Below are 22,463 nucleotides of genomic sequence, written 5' to 3'. Positions count from 1 at the left end.
GATGGCAGCTACTGGCCACCACTTCAAGTCCACGAGCGGATCAGCTCCTGCGCCCGGCTACTCACGTCGGCGACATCGACGCGCGACTCGGCGTTGAATTGCGCGTCACCGAGCCGGGTGAGCAGCGCCGCGGCCGGGGCCAAGTCCCCGTCGACCATCGCACCGATCTGAAGGTACTGGGCGCGCGTGCCGGTCGCTTGATGCAGAAAACTGCGCACCGTCCGGCTGATTGCGGCGCACGCCGCCGGAGCCGACAGTCGCCCGACCTCGTGCTCGCCGGCGATGCGCTGCACGCAGCGGGCGAATCGGTTGCGGATCAGCCGGGCGTGCATTCGCCGTACGGCCGGGATGCGCCGCAACCGATGTGATGGCAGCGTCCACACGAAAACGCCTACGTACCAACCGATCACAGCCAGAACCAATAGGATGGCCAACCACAGCCAGTATGACGAGTACGGCTGCGGACCGAACACATGGCGCAGCAGGTCATCCGGCACGGGCGGCCACCTCGGTCAGGCGAACGAGCTCACGCCGGATGTCCGTACTGCCGCCGATCGTCGCGTGCGCGATGGCGTGAGCGGTCAGGAACGCATCGAGGCGCTCGCGGCGCTTCTGCTCGGCGCGGCGGTACGCGGTGACGACCCGTGGGCCGAGGTCGGCTCCGTTCAGGACGAAACGACCGGTGTTCACGTCGTACCCGTCGAGGTCGTCGGGACCCACCGCAGGCATGTCCGACACCATCGCCCACATGATGTCGTGGCGCCCCGCCAGCCTGGTGAGCACTTCGCCCAGCCGATCGTCGACGTCTGGCTCGTCGGACACCACGATGATGAGCATGGTATGTCGGTAATGCGTTGCGACGTAGTCGAGTTGGGCGGTGACCTCGCTACGGCCGGCACGGGCCGTGGTGTGCTGGTACCAGCGGTGCAGCAGGCCCTCGATGTGCGACTCGCCGCGCCGCTGCGGAATGTTCACGCAGCCGCGACGGTCGCCGTAGACCATGCCGATCTGGTCGGACCGTCGTAATCCGATCAACCCCACCGCGCCCATAACGTGCGCGGCGACATCGCGTTTGCACTCTCCGCTCGGGGCCAGCGCCGACATGTTGCGGCCGGCGTCGGCGACAAGCAGGATCTTGTGATGCTTTTCGGACACGAATCGTTTGATGAGCACGCCGCCAGAACGGGCGGAAGCCTTCCAGTCGATGTCTCGCACGTCGTCGCCGGGAACGTAGGGGCGAAGATCGTCGAATTCCATGCTGCGCGTATGCAATAGCGCGTAGCGGCCGCCTTCTAGCAGACCGCGGGTGTCGGTGCCGAAGTGCGCCTTTGCCCGGTTCAGGTGCTTACCCACGATTGGCCTTTCGGCGCCTCAGGGAACCCGGACAGCCCGTAGCGCGGCATCGACCACGACCTCGGCGGTGATGTCGGCACTGGCCGCTTCGAAGCCGAGGATGAGCCGGTGCCGCAGCACCCGGTGTGCGAGCTTGGCGATGTCCTCGGGCAGCACGTGCGCACGCCCGGCCAGCACCGCCTGCGCCCGGGCCGCCTTGCAGAACGCGATGGTGGCACGTGGGCTGGCGCCGTACTCGACCAGCCGCGCGATCTGCGTGGGCAACGCCCGTGCGGGGTGGCGCGTCACGTCGACCAGTTGACTGGCGTAGAGCATCAGCGCACGGTCCATGTGAACGTGGCGCACCACCTCCTGGACGCGCACCACGTCCTCAAGGCTGACCACCGGCGCAGTGGGCCGTGCCTTGTCGTAGATACCGGCGTCGATCCGCGCCACGACCTCTACCTCTTCCTGCGCGGAGGGGTAGCGCACGATTTCCTTGAGCAGGAAGCGATCGGTCTGCGCCTCGGAAAGCGGGTAGGTGCCTTCCTGGTCGACGGGATTCTGAGTGGCGATGACCAGAAATGGATCCGCAAGGGGGTGAACTTGTCCGGCGATCGTGGTCTGCCGCTCCTCCATCGCCTCGAGCATTGCGCTCTGTGTCTTGGCGCTCGATCGGTTGATCTCGTCGAGCAGCACGATGTTGGCGTGCACCGGTCCTAGTTGGGTGACGAAAGAGTTGGTCGCCGAGTCGTAGATTTGAGTGCCGATGATGTCGCTGGGCAGCAGGTCGGGCGTGCACTGAATGCGCTGAAAGCGGCCCCGAATCGACTCGGCAAGCACCTTCGCGGCGGTGGTCTTGGCCAAACCCGGAACGCTTTCGAGCAGGATGTGGCCGCCGGCGAGCAGGCCGATCAGCAGCGACTCCCGTAGCTCGCGCTGCCCGACGATCTTGGCTGCGAATGCCTGGGAGATGGCATCGACGGTCCCCCGGACGCTATCGATTTCGCGCTGATCCGGTTGTGTTCGTGCTGTAGACATACGCCCGCTGGGATACCCAGATGCCGTGGAACGACACGGCGGATTGTCCGCTTACGGTTTGTCGCGTTGCCGTTTCGCCTTGGCTTCAGCCTCGAGGCGCAGCCGGATTGCGCGCGCCCGCGCCTCGGCGGCCACCGCTTGCGCCTCGGCGGCTTGCGCTCCCGCCCAGATCTCGGCCGCCCGAGCTCGGGTTTCGGCGGCTTCCGCGCGCGCCCGCCCCTCGGCGGCCACCGCTTCGGCGTCGGCGGCTTCCGCGCGCGCCCGCTCGCGTGCCCGCGCCTCCGCGGCCAGCGCCTGGGTTTCGGCGGCTTCAGCGCGCGCCCGCGCCTCGGCGGCCAGCGCTTCGGCTTCGGCCAATTTTGCCCGTTCCCGCGCTTCGGCGGCCTGGGCCTGAGTTTCGGCAGCTTCAGCCCGCTTCCGCGCCGCGGCGGCCAAGGCCTCGGCTTCCGCCGCCTCCGCCTGCTTCCGCGCCTCGATGGCGCGAGCTTCGGCTTCGGCGGCTTCTGCGCGCGCCCGCTCTCGCACCCGCGCCTCGGCGGCCAGCGCTTCGATTTCTTCGGCTTCCGCCTGCGCCCGCGCCTCGGCGGCCAACGCTTCCGGTTCGGCGGCTTTGGCCTGCTTGCGAGCTTCGGCGGCCAGCGCCAAAGCTTCGGCGGCTTTGGCCTGCTTGCGCGCTTCGGCGGCCAGCGCTTCGGCTTCCGCGGCCTCTGCGCGCTTGCGCGCCTCGGCGGCCAGCGCTTCGGCCGCCGCGGCTTCGGCGTGCGCCCGCTCTCGCACCCGCGCCTCGGCGGCCAGCGCTTGCGCTTCGGCGGCCTCTGCCTGCGCCCGGGCCTCGGCGGCCACCGCTTCGGGTTCGGCGGCCAGCGCTTCGGCAGCCGCGGCCTCTTCCTGCGCGCGCGCTTCGGCGGCCAGCGCTTCGGCCTCCGCGGCCAGCGCTTCGGCTTCAGCCGCCAAGGCTTCGGCCGCGGCCGCGTCTGCCCGCGCCCGCGCCTCGGCCGCCACCGCCTCGGCTTCGGCGGCCAGCGCTTGGGCCGCCGCGGCTTCTGCCTGAGCCACCGCCTCGGCTTCGGCAGCTAGCGCCTCGGCAGCCGCGGCTTGTGCCTGCGCATCAGCCTCGGCCTCGGCGGCCAGCGCCTCCGCGGCAGCAACTTGTGCTTGCGCTTCAGCCTCGGCTTCGTCGGCGAACGCCTCGGCCGCCGCGGCTTCTTTCTGCGCCCGCGCCACTTCTTTCTGCGCCCGCGCTTCGGCTTTCAACTCCCGTCGCGACGGTTTGGGCTTGGTCTGGGTGGTGAGTTGGCTGGCGCGCGGCTGAAGGTTGCGCTTCTGCGGGCCGGCCGCGACCCGCGCCTTCTGCTCAACCGCCCGGTACGGCCCGGCCAGGAAATCAAATAACACCAAGGCCACGCCGGCCAGCAACACCAGCGGCAGGGCCAAGGAAGGGCAAGTGACCATCCCCCAGATGCCGGCGACCGCCAGCGGCACCGCCAGCAACACCGCGGCCCCCGGATACCGAGTGCCTAGTTGGAGGATTGTCGCGGGCACCGCGGATGACCGTGCGACCAATGGAAGCCGATCCGGCCGACTACCGACGACTTTCTGCGATCCCACGATCCCTCTCCCTCACGGAGACGCTGGCACATAAACAGTACTGTGCGCGCGGTCGCGGCGGAATCTTAATTCTTGGTGTTTCCGTACAATGTCGCCGCAAGACTGCGTCACGTTGACGCCCGCGCGGCGAGGGGTGCCGCGATGGCGGGCCTAGGCAATAACTCATCGGTCACGCCAGTCACAGGTGACACTTCAGTCATAACGCGACGGGTGCGCTCCGGCGCCGGGCGCGCAATCCCCGCAATCCATCGTCAATTACGCGCCAACCCTCTACGCTGCCGACTAATCGTGCTGTGTCATCCGGCGAGGAGGCTGAGCGCATGAAATTTCCGTCCGTCCCGGCGTCATTCCTGTCGGTTGATGTTGGCGTGTCCGGTCCGCCCTCACGGCCACTCGACGCAACGCGACACCGCAGATGACCCCAGAACTGACGCACACCAACGGGTTCGACTGGGACCGCTTGGTGAAGATGCCGTCGGCGAGCGACGAGTGGCACAAAGGGCACCAAGTTCTCAACTTTTACCCGATGGACAAGGACTATCGAGATTCGCCGACGGCTCGGGCAATGGTGACGGAATACTTTGCCGATGCAAAGGCTTTGGACACCGATGCGGCCGTGCTCAAGTTCGGTTCTGATGCCGTCACGCTGCGCGGCGCGTACTTGGAGATGGGGGTGTGCACCGGAAGGACCATCAATTTCATTGCCGCGCTCAATCCAGAGCAACGCATCTGGGGGTTCGATTCCTTTGACGGGCTTCCGGAAGAATGGGCTCGCACCGATCTCACCGTCCCCCAAGGTACTTTTCGGGTCAACACCGAGGGGTGGATGCCACCGGTTCTGCACAATGTGAGCCTGGTGAAAGGCATGTTTCGCGACACCCTTCCACAGTTCAAATCTGAGATCCTGAAATCTTCGCCCATCGCGTTTCTACACGTTGATTGCGATATCTATACCTCCGCAAAGGAAATCTTCGATCAGCTCGTCGAAAATATTGTGTCGGGCACGGTAATAGTTTTCGACGAATTCTACAATTACCCCGAAGCCGCGGAACACGAATTCAAGGCATTCCAGGAGTTCCTGGAACGAACCGGGAAAAAGCCTGTCTACCTCGCGTATAACCAGTACTTCGAACAAGCGGTCGTCCAAATAATCTGAGCACCGGCAGAGCGGTCAGCGGCGGGCCGACGATGCCTCAAGCGCTCAGTAGCGCCCGCGCGGACTAAAGGGTTGCCGTTCACCGGCGGCAAACGCCTTTACTCGGCCTTGACCGTGTGTTGATTCCCCTCCGTGACTATCGGAACGTGAGTACGCTTCATGCGGTGGAACTGGGGGTTTTGGGACCTCTCCAGGTGCGGCGGGACGGCGCCCCGGTCGCAATCCCGGGCGCCAAACCCCGCGCGATCCTGACCATGCTCGGGCTCCACGGTTCTTCGATCGTGTCGGCCGAAACCCTGCTCGAGCTCCTGTGGGGCGACGATCCCCCGCGCACCGCCGCCAAGGCGCTCCAGACTCACATCTCGTCGCTGCGGCGCGCGCTGGATGACGGCTTCGTCTTGACCGCGGGAACCGGCTGGGTCCTCACACAATCCGATAGCGATGCTTCGCGCTACAAGCTGGCCACCAAGATGGGCCGTGATGCCGCAGCCGCCGGCGACAGCATCCAAGCGGTAGCCCGCTTCGACGAGGCGCTGACCCTCTGGCGCGGAATCCCCGAGCTGCCCGATACCCGCCGCGGAGTATCCGAGAAGACCCGCTGGATAGAGGGCCACGCCGCGCTGGTCGAGGATCGCGCCGATGCCCTATTGGCGACCGGGCGGGCCGCGGAGATCATCGGCGAGCTCGAGGCGGCGGTGTCCGACGCGCCCCTCCGCGAAAGGCGTTGGGGCCAGCTGATGCTCGCCCTCTACCGCGCCGGCAGGCAGGGCGAAGCGCTGGCCGCTTACCAACGAGCACGCTCACTGCTGGCCGACGAGCTGGGCGTCGACCCGGGGCCGGAGCTTCGGCGGCTGGAAGCCGCGATCGTAGCGCAGGACGCATCGCTGGAAGTCCCGGTAGGACAACAGCTTACGACGGTGACACGCGCCGTGACCTTTCTGCTCACCGACATCGAGGGCTCGACCGCCGCCTGGGAGGCCGATGCCGAAGCCATGGCGCTCGCGCTCGCGCGCCACGACGAGCTTGCCGAACAAGTCGTCACATCCCGCGGCGGAAGGCTGATCAAGACCCGCGGCGAGGGCGACGCCACCTTCTCGGTCTTCGATCGGCCGTCGGCGGCGGCCACGGCAGCGCTGGAGCTACAGGATGCGATTGCTAAAGAACCATGGGCGCTGCGCGAACCCATGCGCATTCGCATCGCGCTGCATACCGGCGAGGTCGAGCTTCGCGACGGCGACTACTTCGGTCGGGCAGTCAACCGCGCTGCGCGCCTGCGTTCGCTGGCGGTGGGTGGCCAGATTCTCTGCTCCGGCGCGACCGCCGAACTCGTTATCGACTCACTGCCCGACGATGTCGTATTCGCCGACTTGGGAATGCGTCAGCTCAAAAACTTGGCACGCCCAGAGCACGTCTTCGAGCTTCGCTTGCAAACCACCGAGGACAGTTCTGCGGAACAGACGGCCGATGCACCCGTCGAGCGGCCCGGCCTTCCCGCGGTACTGATTGGTCCCGGTCCGTTTGTCGGGCGCAACGATGAACTCGAAAGCCTTGTGTCCGTTTGGGAGACCGCGCTCGAAGGCGGGATGCACGCGGTTCTGATCGCCGGCGAACCCGGCGTGGGTAAGACGCGTCTGGCGGGCGAGTGGTCGGGGCGGGCCTATCAGCAAGGCGCGGTTGTGCTTTACGGCCGCTGCGACGAGGATCTCGGGGCGCCGTACCAACCCTTCGCGGAGGCACTGCGTTCGCTCGTGCCGTGCATCGGCGCCACACGGCTGCGCGGATTGCGCGGTGTTGAAGCACTACTCGCATTGGTTCCCGGGCTTACCGATGTCCTACCTGATCTGACCGCGCCAACCGCCGCCGATCCGGACACCGAGCGCTACGCACTTTTCGACGCGGTCGTGGCGCTGCTGGCGGTCGCTTCCGCGAGCGCACCCGTCGTCGTTGTTCTCGACGACCTGCACTGGGCCGCCAAACCCACGCTGCTCTTGCTGCGTCATCTCCTGCGCTTCGGCGACCAGGCACGCGTACAGATCGTCGGGACGTACCGCAGCACCGACCTCGACCGCTCGCATCCGTTGGCGGCCATGCTCGCCGACCTTCATCGCAGCGCCGATTCCGGCACCGCTAATCGCCTGCAGCTCAGTGGTCTTGACGAGGGGGACGTGACCGCGTACGTCACCGAGGCCGGCTACGACGACGAAGAGCTCGCGCGGGCATTGGCGTCGGTCACCGGTGGCAACCCGTTCTTCCTCATCGAGGCGCTACGCCATGTCGATGAAAGTGGCGGGGTCTGGGATCCGACTACCTTGCCGCAAGGGGTCCGGGAAACCGTGAGCCGCCGACTCTCTCGGCTTTCGGCAGAGACCAACAAGGCACTTGCCGCGGCCGCCGTCGTCGGCAGCCGGTTCGCCGTGGACCTTGTGGAGCGGGTGGTCGAGCAGGATCTCGTTGACGCTTTCGACGAGGCCTGCAAGGCCGGCATCGTCATCGAGGAGCCCGGCGGTCGATACCGGTTCAACCATGCCATCGTGCGACGGTCGCTGCTCGCCGAGCTGGCGTCGGTGCGCCGCATGCGGTTGCACCAGCGCATCGCCGCGACGCTGGAGACCGAGCCCGGGGCCGACGACGAGCTGTTGGCCGAATTGGCGCACCACTACTTCGAATGCGCATGGGCGGGAAACGCGGCCAAGGCCGTCGAGTACTGCCGGCGCGCCGCCGACCAGGCGATGGCACGACTCGGCTACGAAGGTGCCGCGGAACTCTACGACAGGGCACTGCATGCACTCGAGGAGCTCGACGACGAACTACCCGACCGCAACGACCAGGCCGCGGAATTATTGGTCGCGCGCTGCGAGGCTCTGCTGGCCGCAGGCGATGTGACATCGGCGGCGGGGGCTGTCGCGCAATTACAGGCAGCGACAATCGATTCGGCCCGACTGGCTGCATGGGCGACGTGTTTCGACGGCGAGCTGTCGATGCTGATTCACCCAGAGCGATTGGACGAGGTCGAAGCCGCGCTAGGCGCGGCCGCGGAAAAGCTGGCCGGATTGGACGATGCCGCGGGAGAAGCCAAAGCGCACACCGTGCGCGCCGCGTGTCTGGCGCGGCTCGGGCGAATCGCCGATTGCGAAATCGCCCTGGACGAAGCTCTCACCGCGGCGCGCCGCGCGCGTGAACACCGGCGGGTCAACGCGGTGCTGGCGGGCGCTCCGCTCGCCGCATTGTGGGGTCCCAATCCTGTTCCGCGTGCAGGCGGTCGGTGTCTTGACGTGGTGCGGCTACTGCGGATAACAACCGATTCGCCTGCGGTCGAGGCGACCTCGACGCGATGCCAGGCGGTGTTGGAGGCCTTCCGTGGCCGCGGCGCCGCGGCACGACGGATGATCGACTCGGCCCGGCGCACCGTCACCGACCTCGGTCTGCGCCATGCGCTTTTAGAAGTCGAGCAGTTCGCCGGCATTGTCGAGTTGGTCGTCGACGATCCTGCTGCTGCCGAGCCCCCGCTGCGTAAGGCCTACAACGGTTTTCGCCGCATGGGCCTGGACGCCGACACCGCCGAGACGGCCGCCCTGCTCGGTCGCGCGTGTCTCCTGCTCGACCGAGACGCCGAGGCCGCCGAGTTGTGCACGGAAAGTGAGCGTCTCGCCGGCCACGCGCTCAAGCCCTCGATCGCATGGCGCACCCTGCGGGCGCAGCTGCTCTCCCGCGGCAACAATCACGTTGAGGCACGCAAGATGGCCGAGGCCGCTGTCAGTCTGGCCGAGCGCACCGACGCGTTGGTCGACCACGGCGACGCATGTCTGGCGCTGGCAACGGTTTTGGCCGCCGCCGGTGACGTCTCGGCGGCGCGAGCCGCCGTCGAGCAAGCGGTGAGTCTGTGGGAACGAAAGGGAGCCGCCGCGCTTGTCGAAAAGGCGCGTCTCGTTCTCGGCCAGCGTGAGATGCCGACCGTTCCAGTGAGTCCGGCTCCGGCCGATGCTCCGGTTGTCCAGCTCGAGAATGCGTGCGTACGCGTGGGCCAACGCGTGATAGCTGCCCTTCATAGCGAGGCCTGGGACGTGGTCGAGGAGCTCTATGCACCCGACGGTCTCGTGGAGAGTCGCCGGAAGATCGTCGGCTTCAGGCAGAGCGACCTGCCCTCGGCCGATTGGGCGCATCAAAGCAGACGCGCTATCCAGACGGACGACCTACGGTTCAACCAAGTCGTTGTCGCCGTGCGAGGCGAGCGCCTGGCTTTAGCTCGATTGGTGATAAGCAGTGCCGACGTCAGTCCTGGGGCGCCGCGCGATGAAATTCTCCAGCTATACGGCCTCGATGAGGACGGGCGAATCGCGTTGCAGATGTGGTTCGATGTCGATGACATCGACGCCGCGATCGCCGAACTCGACGCCATCCACGCCCGATTCGAGCAGGAACAACCAAAGCGGCGGCTCGAGAACGGCGCTAGTCGAGCCGATGATCGGGCTATAGCGTGCTTCGCTAGTCGGTCCTGGGATGAGATGACAGCACTGTTCGCCGAAGATATCCGCATTGACGACCGCCGCCGAGGATTTCGCCAAACGAGCAACGACCGCGCAACAGAGGTCGCAAGTATCCGGGCGATCGCCGCCCTCGGCGCAACCAGTATCATTCCAACGCCCCTGGCTGTGCGAGGAGATCGCCTGTGCCTGAGCCGCTTACGGTTCGAGGGGCACGACGCTCGGCCGGAGGCAACCGGTGCCGACAGGGTGATCGTTGAGGCACTGTCAATTATTGAGGTCGACTGCGACGGAATCATACTTGCCAGGACCCATTTCGACCTCGACGACTTCGACGCCGCGATCGCAGAAATTGATGCGCGCTATCTCGCCGGCGAAGCGGCCGCGTACCGGCACACGTGGTCGACGATTACCGAGGCGTACGCCGCCATAAGCCGACACGAACTTCCACCGACGACGCCAGACTGGGTGAACATCGATCACCGGCAAGCAAGATCGTTCGCACCCGGCGAAATGATTTCATACATCCACGCCACCTGGGATGTAGCGCCGCAATCTCGCATCCATATTGAGACGGTGCATCGGCTGACTAGTCGCGGAGCAGTGGTAACTAATGCGATGATTGGCAGCTCGCAACACGGTTTTGATGCCGAGTGGCGCGAGGTTTTCCTCCTGATGGTCGAAGGCGACAGCATCGACCGGTGCGAGCTGTTCGATGATGCAGATCTCGACGTCGCGATTGCCAAGTTCGACGAACTCAGCCGACCGATGCCTAGGCTCGAAAACTCAGCAACCCGAACCTACGAGCGCATGTGGCAGTACTTCGAAGTCCGCGATTGGGCGGCGATTATCGCGATGGTGGCCGAGGATGAGTTGATTGATGATCGTCGTCGAGTGGTGAACGGCGGACTCCGACACGGTCGCGACGCTGGAGTCGGGGAAATGCGGGCGGCGGCCGACATCGGCTTCACCATAACGGTCGTAGATGTCAGGGCCATCCGCGGCGACCGTCTGGCTTTGGCGCGTGTTCGCGCTGCGGGACACGATCCCGCTGCGATCCAAAACGATGTCTTGCAAGTCGTCCAGATCGATTCGGACGAACGGATCGCGGTAGTGATCACATTCGACCTCGACGACTTCGAGGCCGCTGTCGAGGAGCTCGATGCACGCTACCTCGCGGGAGAAGCGGCACATTACTCGCGGACATGGTCTGCCATCTTGAGCGCATACGCGGCGATCAACCGACGCGAACTCCCTGTCACGACTGTCGATTTCGAGGACAAAGACCATCGGCGCGGGGCAGCTTCCGCGCCTGGCAACATGATCGCTTATCTCCATGCTGGGTGGGAGCTCGACCAAAACATTCATTTCTATGTCGAGGCCGTGCACAGGCTGAGTGATCTCGGAGCGGTCGTCACTCACAACGGACGTTGGACTTCGCGGGAGGGCTTTGAGGCTGAGTGGCGAGAGGTCATGCTTCTCACCATTGATGGCGACTCGTTCGACCGCTGCGAAGTATTCGACGAATCAGACGTCGATGCCGCGAACTCGAGATTCGAACAGCTGAGCAGACCGGCGCCGCGGCTGGAAAACGCAGCAACGCGTGTCTGGGAGCGCCTTTTCGCCTACATTGCGGCCGACGACTGGCAATCCGTGGCACAAATATCGGCCGAGAACGTCTGCGTCGACGATCGCCGTCGGGTGGTCAACGCCGGAATCTTGCATGGTCGAGATGCGAACATAAAAGATACTCAGGCGACCATTGGCGTCGGCTTTGCGATGACGGTTGTCGGCGCCCCGGCGGTCCGCGGTGAGCACCTCGCACTCATACGTGTTCGGGTGTCGGGCCATGACCCCGACGCGATTCAAAATGACGCCCTGAACATCGTCGAGACCGATACCGACAATCGGATCGCCGGGAGTGTCGTGTTCGACCTCGACGACTTCGACTCCGCCATCGCCGAACTCGACGCCCGCTATCTGGCGGGCGAAGCGGCTCCGCACGCACAGATATGGGCGGTCATCACGCGGGCCGAAGCCGCGCTTAATCGTCACGAGCTCCCTCCGACGACGCCAGATTGGGTGAACATCGACCACCGTCGAGGAACCTCGTTCGCGTCTGGCGACATGCCCGCATTACTCGATGTCGCGTGGGACCTCACAGGTAACCTCAGCAACTCCATCGAAGCAGTGCATCGGCTGAATAATTTGGGAGCGGTTATCACCAGCGCATCGCATGAGATTTCGCATGAGGGCTTCGACGCGGAGTGGCGGGTGATCGTCGTTGTAACGGTGGAAAGCGAAATGCTTAGCCGCGTTGAGGTATTCGATGAGGCGAACCTCGAGGCCGCGCTCGCCCGCTTCGAGGAACTTAACCGATCGGCACCGCGGCTGGAAAACGCGGCAAGTCAAGCGTACGAGCGGTTCCGAAGGCACTTCGCCGCGCGCGACTGGGATGCCATGGCCGAGCTGCTGACCGCCGAAACATCTGTCGACGACCACCGACGGGTCGTAAGCGCCGAGATCAGGCGCGGTCGAGATATCGAAATTGCGAACATGCGGGCCTTCGCCGATATCGGCGCCACAACGAGTACTGCGACGGTCATCGCGACCCGAGGCGAACGACTTGTCCTCTGCCGGACGTGTGTCTCGAGTGAAGACCACCAACCAGGCGCATTCCATATCGAGTTTCTGAACCTTGTAGAAATCACCGCCGACGAGCGAATCACAGCGCGCAGCGCGTTCGACCTCGACGACTTCGAATCCGCCGTCGGCGAACTCGAAACCCGCTACCTCGCAGGCGAAGCGACCGCGCACGCGGACACATGGTCGGTCATAGCAGGTATCTATGCCGCGTTTAATCGGCGCGAACTCCCTGCGACAGACTGGATCACCGTAGACCGCCGGCGAGGCACACCGTTCGCGTCCAGCACCATGCTCGCGTCTATCCGTGCCATCTGGGACGTAACCCCAGAGCTTCACATTCACGTCGAAGCGGTGCATCAGCTCAGCAAGCTCGGAGCCGTCATCACCCATGTGCAGCATGGCACTTCATCACGAGGCTTTGACGCCGAATGGCGACAGATCCAACTTTTAACTGTCGAAGGCGACCGCATCGACCGTTGCGAAATCTTCGACGAGGCTGACCTTGACGCGGCGCTCGCCCGCTTTGAGGAGTTGCATCCGCATCTTCCTCGCCTGCATAACGCGGCAAGCCAAGTGCTTGAGCGGGTCTTCACGAACTTCGCTGCCCGCGACTGGATTGCCCTGGCGGAGCTGGTGGCCGACGACATCTGTTCAGAGGATCGCCGTCCAGTGGTGAACGCCGGCATCCGTCACGGTCGAGATGCCGAAATCGCGGACATGCGGGCGATCGCGGACGTCGGGGTTGAGTTCATCACGGCTACGGCGGTAGCAACACGTGGTGAGCAGCTGGCCCTTTCTCATGTCCTTCTTCCGGTTGAAGACCAAGGGCCAGAGTCGTTCCGCAACGAGGCGCTCTGTTTGGTCGAAATCAACGCCGACAACCGGGTCGCCGCCCGCATCTTGTTCGACCTCGATGACATGGACGCCGCCTTCAAGGAGCTCGACGCGCGCTACCTCGCCGGTGAAGCCGCACCGTGCGCACAGACGTGGTCGATCATCACGCAGTGGTTCACCGGGCTCATCCGGCGTGAAGTACCGCCGACGACACCGGACTGGGTGGCCGTCGATCATCGGCGGCTCCCCACTTTCGAGGGCAGTGATCTGCCCGCAGCTTTGAACGCCGTTTGGGAGGTCACGCCAGACTTCGGCATCTACGTCGAGGCTGTGCATCGGCTATCCAATGACGGAGCCGTGGTCACCTTGAGGGCGCATGGGACCTCGCCAGAAGGGTTCACCGTCGAGTGGCGGATGAACGAGATCATGACTGTCGAAGGCGACCGATGGAAGCGCTGTGAAATATTCGATGAAGCAGCCCTCGATGCCGCGCTCACCCGCTTCGAGGAACTGCAACCGCATGCACCGCGCGACATCGCGCTCGCGAGGTTCGACGAACTTCACCCGCAGGCGCGGCGGCTCGAAAACACGGCAAGCCAAGTGTTCGAAAGCTGTTTGACGCATTGGGTCGCCCGCGACTGGGACGCCTTGTCGGAGGTGCTCGCCGAGGACATTTTCAACGACGATCGCCGTCGAGTGGTAAACGCGGGGGCACGACACGGTCGAGATGCCACGATCGCAGGCATGCGGGCGTCAGCCGACTTTGGGCTTTCGTCAGTCACATCAACGGTTATCGCGACACGTGGCGAGCACCTTGCCCTCAGTCGTGATTGCTTCTCTATCCGCGACGAGCAGTCCGAGGCGGTTGTTGCCGAGGTGCTCGGGATCGTTGAGATCGACGCCCGTGGGCGGATCGCGGCACGCATCGCATTGGAGCTCGACGACTTCGACGCGGCGTTCGCTGAGCTGGAAGCCCGCTACGTCGCCGGCGAGGCGGCACCATACGCGAAGACGTGGTCGGTGATTACGGGTATCCAGGCCGCGGTCAATCGGCACGAACTTCCCGCCATGACATCCAATCCCGGTTACGTCGATCATCGCCCGCTCGTATCGATCGAAGGGGCCGATCTGGCCGCATCTATTCGTGCAGTTTTCGACCTCTTTTCGGACTACCGCGTCTACGTCGAGGCGGTGCATCGGCTGGATGAATTCGGAGGCGTCTACACCCAGGCGCACAAGGGAACGTCGAACGACGGCGTTGACGCCGAGTTCCGAATGATCGAAGTTCAGATAGTCGAAGGTGGTTTGCTCAGCCGCGCTGAAGTCTTCGACGAGGCAGACCTCGATCTGGCGCTTGCACGCTTTGAGGAATTGCACCCGCCGACGACGCGTTTGGAAAACGCGGCAAGCCGAACCTACGCGCGCATGTGGAAGCACTTCATGGCTCGCAATTGGACCGCAGTGGCCGAGACAATAGCCCACGACATCGTCGACGAGGACGGACGTCGTCTCGTCGGCCATGGGATCCGCCGCGGCCGCGACGCCGAGCTGGAAAATCTGCGCGTGACTGCCGAACTCGGGATCACGGATGTCACGCCGACTGTCATCGCTACCCGCGGGGAGCGTCTCGCGCTGCATCGTGTCCAGTTATCCGACCCCGACCAGCAGCCTGGGGCGTTCTTCAACCCGGTACTCCGCGTGGTCGGGACCGACGCCGACGAGCGCATTGTGATTGCGGTGCTATTCGATAATGACGACATTGACGCCGCCTTCGATGAACTCGACACGCGCTACGTCGCCGGCGAAGCGTCCGCCCACGCGCACACGTGGTCGATCATCGCAGGGGCGTATACCAGCATGAGCCGACACGAACTCCCTGCTATGACACCGGATTCGGTGCTCGTCGATCATCGACCGGCGCAGAGAATCGAGGCGGCCGATTTGGCCACACTGGCTCGCTCCGCGTGGGACCTCACGCCGAACATCAGGTCCTGCATCGATGCGGTGCATCGCCTAAGCGAACACGGAGCGGTCGTCACCCACACGCTAGAAGGAACCACACCTGAGGGCTTTGACGCAGAGTGGCGGATGATTGAAGTTCTTACGCTCGACGACGACCGAATCAACCGTTACGAAATCTTTGGCGAGGCAGATCTTGACGCCGCGCTCGCCCGATTTGATGAGCTCCACCCGCGAGCACCACGGCTCCAAAACGCAGCGAGCCAAGTGGTCGAGCGCTTTGAACGGTCCTACGCTGCCCGCGACTGGGAAGCCATGGCCGAAACGATGGTTGACGACGTACTCGACGACGATCGTCGAGTAGTGACCAACGCCGGTGTCCGGCGCGGTCGCCATGCCGAAATCGCGAACATGCAAGCCGTCGCCGATATCGGCGCCGCGAAAATTTCGTCGACCGTCATCGCCACCCGCGGAAAGCGCCTCGTCCTACGCTTAGTCCACCCGCGCAACGACGCTCGACCCGAGGCCTTCCAGTTCCATGACGTCCTACAGGTCGTCGAGATCGACGACACTGAGCGGATCTCGGTGGTCGTCACGTTCGACCTCGATGACATCGATGCCGCCTTCGATGAACTCGACGCTCGCTACGTCGCCGGTGAAGCGTCCACCCACGCACAAACGTGGACGGCTATGACGCAGGTCCAAGCCGCCTACAATCGACACGAAGTCCCTCCGGCGACGAAGGACATAGTGAACCTTGATCATCGCCGGATTAGAGCGTTCGCTCCTGGCGACGCGGTCCCCTACATACGCGCCACCTATGACGTCGCCCCAAACGTCAAGGGTCATCTCGAAGCCGTGCACCGGCTTAGCAGCCTCGGGGCGGTCGTCACAGAGGTAGTCACTGGGACCTCACGTGAGGGCTTCGATTTCGAGTTGCGCGAGATTGCCCTTTTTGCTTTCGACGGCGACATGGTCTGTCGGTTCGAGATGTTCGACGAGGCAGATCTTGATGCCGCCCTCGCCCGTTTCGACGAGCTGAGCCCGGAAACGCGTCGTCCACAGAACGCGGCGAGTCGGGCGAATGCCCGCTTCTTCGCCCACACGCGGGCGCGCAATTGGGCTGCGGCGGCCGAGATACTGGCCGTCGATAGCGTCGTAGGCGATCGCCGCCGCGTCGTGAACATCGGTGTCTGGGAAGGGCGCGATGTCGTAATCGCAAATATCCGAGCTCTAGCCGATGCCTTAACAGACGTAACGTCGACCGCCATTGCGATTCGCGGAGAGCGCCTCGCCCTGACCCGTATCTCTGCACCGAACCCCAACGAAGAGGAGGGAGATTTCCGCGTTGAAATGCTTAGCGTCGTCGAGCTCGACACCGACGAGCGGATCGCGACGCACGTCATGTTCGACCCCGACAACATCGACGCCGCCATCGACGAGCTCGACGCTCGCTACCTCGCTGGTGAAGCCGCCACCCACGCCGCCACGTGGTCGCTCGTCAAGCAGTCATACGACGCGCTCAACCAACGCGAAATACCCGCAACGACACCGAACTTGGTGAACTTGGATCACCGGCGGTTATTGGCATTTGCGCCCGGTGACGCGTTCGCCTACATCGGCGCCGCCTGGGACCTAACGCCGGACCTTGCCTTCCAAGTCGAAGCCGTTCATCGGTTGAGCAACATAGGAGCGGTCGTCATCCACAGGGCGCGGGGCAGCTCACACGAAGGCTTCGATGCCGACTGGCGAAACGTAAGCATTTTCACGTTCGAAGGCGACAAGATCAGCCGCTTTGAGATCTTCGACGATGCAGATCTCCATGCCGCGCTTGCGAAGTTCGACGAGCTCGGTCGGCCAGTGCCGATTGACAACGCTGCATCCCGGACTTGGGCACGGTTGGCCGAAATGTTCAACCGCCGCGATATGGAGGGTTACCTTGCCCTAGGCGCTACTGACATACGGTATGAAGACCGCCGAATAGGCCTCCGCGATGATTTCGAGGGCGCGGCCCAACAGCGAAAGTCCGTGCAGGCGTTGTTCCAGACCGCGCCTGACAATGTGCAGATGACGGCGGAGCCGCTTGCCATCAGGGGATCTCGCCTAATGTTGGCACGCGTCTGTTACCGCGACACCGATTATGGGGATCTACCAACCGCCGTCGAGATGTTGCAGATAGTGGAAGTAGGCCACGACGGCCTAATTGACTACAGCGTGAGCTTCGATCCTGACGACATCGACGCCGCCTTCCAAGAACTGGAAGCGCGCTACCTCGCCGGGGAAGCTGCGGACCACGCTCACACATGGTCGGTGATCGCGCGAACATATGCCGGGTTCAACCGGCACGAACTTCCTGCCACAACGCCCGACTGGGTCATGCTCGACCGTCGATCACTCGTAACGAGCGAAACGGTTGATTTGGGCGCATCTCTTCGCGCCGTGTGGGACCTCATTCCGAGCATCAGCATCTACATCGAGACCGTGCACCGGCTGAGCGAACGCGGGGCCGTCGTCACCCAAACAGTCAGAGGAATTTCGGATGAGGGTTTCGACGCCGAATGGCGGATGATCGACATCTACACGGTCGAAGGTGACCTTCTCAGCCGCTCCGAAGTCTTCGACGAGCAAGACCTCGACACCGCGATCGCAAGGTTCGACGAGCTCGACCAGCCGCCGCTGACACAGACTTAAGCAGTTTTCACAACAGCGCCGAAACGGATCTCCTATCGTCACTACGTGAGGCGTCGAACGGTGCTGAAGATACCGCTGCTAGTCGCGGCGGGCACTACGCTCACCCCGACGCCGCGCGCCGCCGCAGTCCAAACTCCATGGTCGTCGGACCGGGCCAATCGCTGGTACCAGGCGCAGGGATGGCTCGTCGGCGCCAACTACATCACCTCGAACGCCATCAACCAGCTCGAGATGTTTCAGTCCGACACCTTCGACCCCCGGCGCATCGATATCGAGCTCGGCTGGGCCCAGACACATGGGCTCAACGCTGCGCGAGTCTTCCTCCACGATCAGCTGTGGGCGCAGGACGCGCGAGGCTTCCAAAAACGTCTGGCGGAGTTTGTGGCCATAGCGGCCCGCCACAGGATCAAACCACTGTTTGTCTTCTTCGACTCGTGTTGGGATCCGTTCCCGAAAGCCGGACCGCAGCGCGCACCCAAACCAGGAATTCACAACTCCGGCTGGGTACAAAGCCCTGGCGCGGAGCGGCTCGATGACCTCGACTACCGTCGCACCCTGCGAGACTATGTCACGGGCGTCTTGAACCAATTCCGCACTGATGAGCGTGTTTTGGGATGGGACCTATGGAACGAGCCCGACAATCCCGCCCGTGTGTACCGAAAGGTAGAGCGAACAGACAAGCTGGACCGCGTGGCCGACATGCTCTCGCTGGTGTTCGGGTGGGCACGTTCGGTTGATCCGAGTCAACCATTGACCAGTGCCGTGTGGGACGGAGTGTGGGGAGATCCTTCGAGGCGAAGCGAAATCGCAAACATTCAACTGAACAACTCCGACGTGATCACCTTCCACTCTTACGACAAACCGGCGGGCTTCGAGGACCGGATCGCCGAACTGTCCCCGATGGGACGCCCCATCCTTTGCACCGAGTACCTCGCTCGGACAGCGGGCAGCACCGTGGACGGCGTTCTGCCAGTCGCCAAGCGGCACAACGTCGGTGCGATCAACTGGGGGCTGGTGGCCGGTAAGACCCAAACCTACTTTCCGTGGGACTCCTGGGACCACCCGTACACGGCGGTTCCGCAGCTCTGGTTTCAGGACTTGATTCAACCCGACGGGCGACCCTACCAAGACTCTGAGTTTCAAACGATTGGCAATCTGACCAAGCTGTGACGACGGGGCCTGGAAGCTTAAGGACCAGCGCGCGCGTGGCTCAGCAGGAAAAGGGGTAGTCGCCACTCGGCGCATCACTGGCATCCAAAGATAAGGACACGCTGATGAGCGGCGCGAATGAAGCCCGGAATGAGCTGCCGGGGAGCGCCAGCGACAAGGGCGGGGGGATCAATCCCACTGATGTCGTGCGACGCGCTACATCTGAGCGGGCCCCACAGATTGCGGCGCGCGTCGGGTATGTCATCAGTGGGCTGATGCACCTGTTGATCGCTTACCTCGTCGTCCGCGTTGCGCTAGGAGGCAAGGCCGATGCTGATCAGACCGGTGCCTTGAGAACTATCGCCGACACCACTGGCGGTTTCATCGCGCTGTGGGCAGTCGCGGTAGCGCTGGTTCCCCTGACGCTATGGCGGCTTGCGGAGACCGTTGTCGGCCTCCACCCGGCCGAACGTCGGCGTGATCCCCGAGATTTTCGACCGATCAACCGGCTCAAGGCCTTTGGCCTCGCCATTGTGTATACGGCGGTCGCAGTCACCGCGATGCAGTTCGCACTGGGGAGGCGCAAATCGAGCGCAGTGCAAAACGCCGGGCTCAGCGCGCGGTTGATGCAGTCTGCGCAGGGCAAAGTGGTCCTCGTCGCGGTCGGCCTGGTGATCGTCATAATCGGTGGTTACTTCGCCTGGAAGGGAGCATCACGGCGGTTCTGCAATGATCTCACCGTTTCGCCGGGGCGCGCGATCACCGCGTTAGGCTTTTGTGGGTACGTCGCCGAAGGCACGGTGTTGGCCGGGGCCGGCCTCCTGGTCGTCGTCGCCTCCATCCGCGCCGACCCATCGAAGGCGACGGGTCTGGACGGCGCGGTGAAGACGTTACGTGAGGCCCCGTTCGGCACAGGGCTGATCCTTCTGGCAGGATGCGGATTTGCCGCCTACGGCCTGTACAGCTTCGCCCTGAGCCGCTATTCGCGGATGTGACTCGGACTCACCGAGTCTCGAACAGCACCAACCGCTTTCGCCAGATAGGGCGCCGTACGACTGTATTTCGCACGCGCCACCTTCTTCGGCGGCCCCACCGCAACGACCCGACCGCCGTCGCTGCCGGCTCCCGGTCCCAGGTCGATCACCCAGTCCGCACCGGCGACCATCCGCATGTCGTGTTCGGCCACCACGACGGTATTGCCCGCATCGACCAGGCGGTGCAGTTGACGATCGAGCAGGTCCACATCGGCAGGGTGCAGCCCGGTGGTCGGCTCGTCGAGGACGTAGAGGGTGTGCCCTCGCCGGGGCCGCTGCAGTTCGGAGGCGAGCTTGATTCGCTGCGCCTCGCCACCCGACAGCTCGGTCGCGGGTTGTCCCAGACGGAGATACCCCAGCCCGACCTCTTGCAACGTCGTCAGGCTCCGCGCTGCGTTGGCGACGTCGGCAAAAAATTCCGAAGCCTCGTCGACGGTCATCGCGAGCACGTCGGCGATCGTACGGTCGCGGTAGCGCACCTCGAGCGTCTCGTCGGAGTAACGCGCTCCGTGACAGGCCGGGCAGGTTGCGTATGTGCCTGGCAGGAACAACAATTCGACCGAGACAAACCCCTCCCCCTGACAGGTCGGGCAGCGGCCCTCGGCCACATTGAAGGAAAACCTGCCCGCTGTCCAACCGCGGCGACGCGCCTTTGGAGTCGCGGCGAATTCGCGGCGGACGGCGTCGAACAAGCCGGTGTAGGTCGCCAGCGTCGACCGCGGGGTGCGTCCGATCGGGCGCTGGTCGACCGATACCAACCGGTTGATATTTTCGGTCCCCTCGGCCGTCACTCCGACGCTCGCGTCGTGATCGAGATCGATGATCCCGTTGTCCGTTTCGTCGTCATCGGATTCGGTCGGCTCCACAACCCGTCCCGTGCCGAGATGGCTTTTCACGACATCGCCGAGGACCTTGACGACGAGCGTCGACTTGCCCGAACCGGACACTCCGGTGACCGCGGTGTACACACCGAGCGGTAGGTCCACGTCGAGGTCTGTCAAATTGTGGAAGCAGATCCCGCGCAGCCGCAGCTGCCCCGACTGGGTGCGGGCTTCGCGCGACTGCGGCCTGGCCCCGTCGAATAGGTACCGGCGGGTGACCGACCCTTCGACGTCGGCCAGACCCGGCACCGGCCCGCTGTAGAGCACGCCGCCGCCAAGCTCCCCCGCCCCGGGCCCGACGTCGACGATCCAGTCGGCACGGCGCACCACGTCCATCTCGTGCTCCACCACGAAGAGCGAATTGCCCGCGCGCCGAAGGCGATCGAGCACCTCGAGTAGCGGTTCGGCGTCGGCGGGGTGCAGTCCGGCCGACGGCTCGTCGAGCACATAAAGCACGCCGAACAGGCCGGCACGCAGCTGAGTGGCCAGCCGCAACCGCTGCAGTTCGCCGGGCGACACCGTCGGAGTGCGGCGACTAAGAGTGAGATAACCGAGGCCAAGATTGATGAGTACCTGCAGGCGTGCGACCAGGTCGGCGGCGATCATGGTCGCCACTTCTGTCAGCTCACCGGATTGCGTTGACTCGTAAGCGGCGGCGGCATCGGTCCGAGAAGCCGTCGGGCGCAACGCGTCAGCAAGCTCGGCCAGCGGCATCGCCGTGTAGTCGGCGATGGTGCGGCCGGCGAAAGTCACCCTCAGCGCCTCGGGCCGCAGCCCGGAACCGTCGCATACGGGGCACTCGACGCTGTCGACGAATTGCAGTACGCGACGACGCATCATCGCGCTATGCGAGTTGGCCAAGGTGTGGCGGACGTGGCGTTCGGCGCTGGAGAACGTGCCGTTGTAGTAATAGTCGGCCTGCACGGGATGCTGGCTGGGATCGATCTCGACCGTTGGCTGCTCATCGGTGAACAGGATCCAATTGCGTTGCCGCTTAGGCAGTTTCCGCCATGGCTTGTCGATGTCGTAGCCCAGCGTGACGAGGATGTCGCGGAGGTTCTGGCCCTGCCAAGCGCCCGGCCATGCGGCCACCGCACCTTCACGAATGGTCAGCGAGGGGTCCGGCACCAGTGTCTCTTCGGTCACCCGATGAATCCGTCCCAGCCCATGGCATTCCGGGCACGCACCGACCGCGGTGTTCGGCGAGAACGCATCGGAGTCCAGTCGTTCCGTGGCGCCTCGGGGATAGGTCCCGGCGCGGGAGAACAGCATCCTCAGCAGGTTGGACAAGGTGGTCACGGTGCCGACCGTCGACCGCGACGTCGCCGAACCACGGCGCTGCTGCAGCGCTACCGCGGGCGGGAGACCGGTGATGTCGTCTACCTTTGGCGCGCCGGTCGGCAACAGCAGGCGACGGGCGTACGGAGCGACCGATTCGAAGTAACGGCGCTGCGCCTCGGCATAGATGGTCCCGAAGGCCAACGACGATTTGCCGGAACCGGAGATCCCGGTGAACGCGACCAGCGCGTCACGCGGCGCTACCACGTCGACACCCCGCAGATTGTGGACCCGCGCCCCGTAAACGCGCACGCAAGGGTCGATGTCGTCCGTGCTTCGATGGGACATTTGCGTCATCTTGTTCAGCCGAGTA

9 protein-coding genes are annotated in these 22,463 nt (G+C 64.3%); 4 read left to right on the top strand and 5 right to left on the bottom strand.

The genetic code is table 11. The features are described from left to right. Positions 1 to 23: 23 nt before the first annotated feature. The 4 genes from AC5Y4T_RS03750 to AC5Y4T_RS03735 are packed head-to-tail and all read right to left on the bottom strand — an operon-like array spanning position 24 to position 3,915. A complete protein-coding gene (locus AC5Y4T_RS03750; RefSeq protein WP_499952103.1) occupies positions 24 to 497 on the bottom strand; it encodes a hypothetical protein in 474 nt (157 codons plus the stop codon). Next, positions 487 to 1,353, bottom strand: a complete 867-nt coding sequence (locus tag AC5Y4T_RS03745; protein ID WP_499952102.1) for a DUF58 domain-containing protein — start codon at positions 1,351 to 1,353, stop codon at positions 487 to 489. The genes AC5Y4T_RS03750 and AC5Y4T_RS03745 overlap by 11 nt, the downstream gene beginning before the upstream one ends. An 18-nt stretch (positions 1,354 to 1,371) precedes the next feature. Then, on the bottom strand, positions 1,372 to 2,373 hold the full coding sequence (locus tag AC5Y4T_RS03740; RefSeq protein ID WP_499952098.1) for an AAA family ATPase: 1,002 nt from the start codon (positions 2,371 to 2,373) through the stop codon (positions 1,372 to 1,374). A 51-nt stretch (positions 2,374 to 2,424) separates the two neighbouring features. Beyond that, the gene (locus AC5Y4T_RS03735; protein WP_499952095.1) at positions 2,425 to 3,915 is read right to left on the bottom strand and encodes a hypothetical protein; all 1,491 of its coding nucleotides are present in this window, start codon (positions 3,913 to 3,915) and stop codon (positions 2,425 to 2,427) included. Between the two features lie 481 nt (positions 3,916 to 4,396). On the opposite strand from AC5Y4T_RS03735, the gene AC5Y4T_RS03730 reads away from it, so the two are divergent. From AC5Y4T_RS03730 to AC5Y4T_RS03715, 4 genes are all read left to right on the top strand, one after another. Then, positions 4,397 to 5,137, top strand: coding sequence for a TylF/MycF/NovP-related O-methyltransferase (locus AC5Y4T_RS03730; RefSeq protein ID WP_499952091.1), 741 nt, complete (start codon positions 4,397 to 4,399; stop codon positions 5,135 to 5,137). Between the two features lie 164 nt (positions 5,138 to 5,301). Beyond that, positions 5,302 to 17,748 carry a BTAD domain-containing putative transcriptional regulator gene (locus tag AC5Y4T_RS03725; protein WP_499952087.1) on the top strand — a complete coding sequence of 4,149 codons (12,447 nt, stop codon included), beginning with the start codon at positions 5,302 to 5,304 and terminating at the stop codon, positions 17,746 to 17,748. Between the two features lie 45 nt (positions 17,749 to 17,793). Beyond that, positions 17,794 to 18,918: a glycoside hydrolase 5 family protein gene (locus AC5Y4T_RS03720; protein ID WP_499915614.1), complete on the top strand. Its 1,125-nt coding sequence runs from the start codon at positions 17,794 to 17,796 to the stop codon at positions 18,916 to 18,918. 104 nt (positions 18,919 to 19,022) lie between these two features. Next, a complete protein-coding gene (locus AC5Y4T_RS03715) occupies positions 19,023 to 19,892 on the top strand; it encodes a DUF1206 domain-containing protein (RefSeq protein WP_499915612.1) in 870 nt (289 codons plus the stop codon). Here AC5Y4T_RS03715 and AC5Y4T_RS03710 read toward each other — a convergent pair. Continuing rightward, positions 19,877 to 22,447, bottom strand: a complete 2,571-nt coding sequence (locus tag AC5Y4T_RS03710) for an excinuclease ABC subunit UvrA (RefSeq protein WP_499952084.1) — start codon at positions 22,445 to 22,447, stop codon at positions 19,877 to 19,879. The two genes, AC5Y4T_RS03715 and AC5Y4T_RS03710, sit on opposite strands and share 16 nt — an antisense overlap. Positions 22,448 to 22,463 lie beyond the last annotated feature (16 nt).

This window comes from Mycobacterium sp. NGS11 (assembly GCF_059813315.1).
The sequence above is the reverse complement of the archived record's forward strand: the minus strand, read 5'-3'. Positions and strand labels throughout refer to the sequence as shown.

Excerpts from the sequence above, each read along its gene's own strand:
- AC5Y4T_RS03740 (WP_499952098.1), bottom strand. The coding sequence starts at position 2,373 with ATGTCTACAGCACGAACACAACCGGATCAGCGCGAAATCGATAGCGTC.
- AC5Y4T_RS03730 (WP_499952091.1), top strand. The coding sequence starts at position 4,397 with ATGACCCCAGAACTGACGCACACCAACGGGTTCGACTGGGACCGCTTG.
- AC5Y4T_RS03715 (WP_499915612.1), top strand. The coding sequence starts at position 19,023 with ATGAGCGGCGCGAATGAAGCCCGGAATGAGCTGCCGGGGAGCGCCAGC.
- AC5Y4T_RS03710 (WP_499952084.1), bottom strand. The coding sequence starts at position 22,447 with ATGACGCAAATGTCCCATCGAAGCACGGACGACATCGACCCTTGCGTG.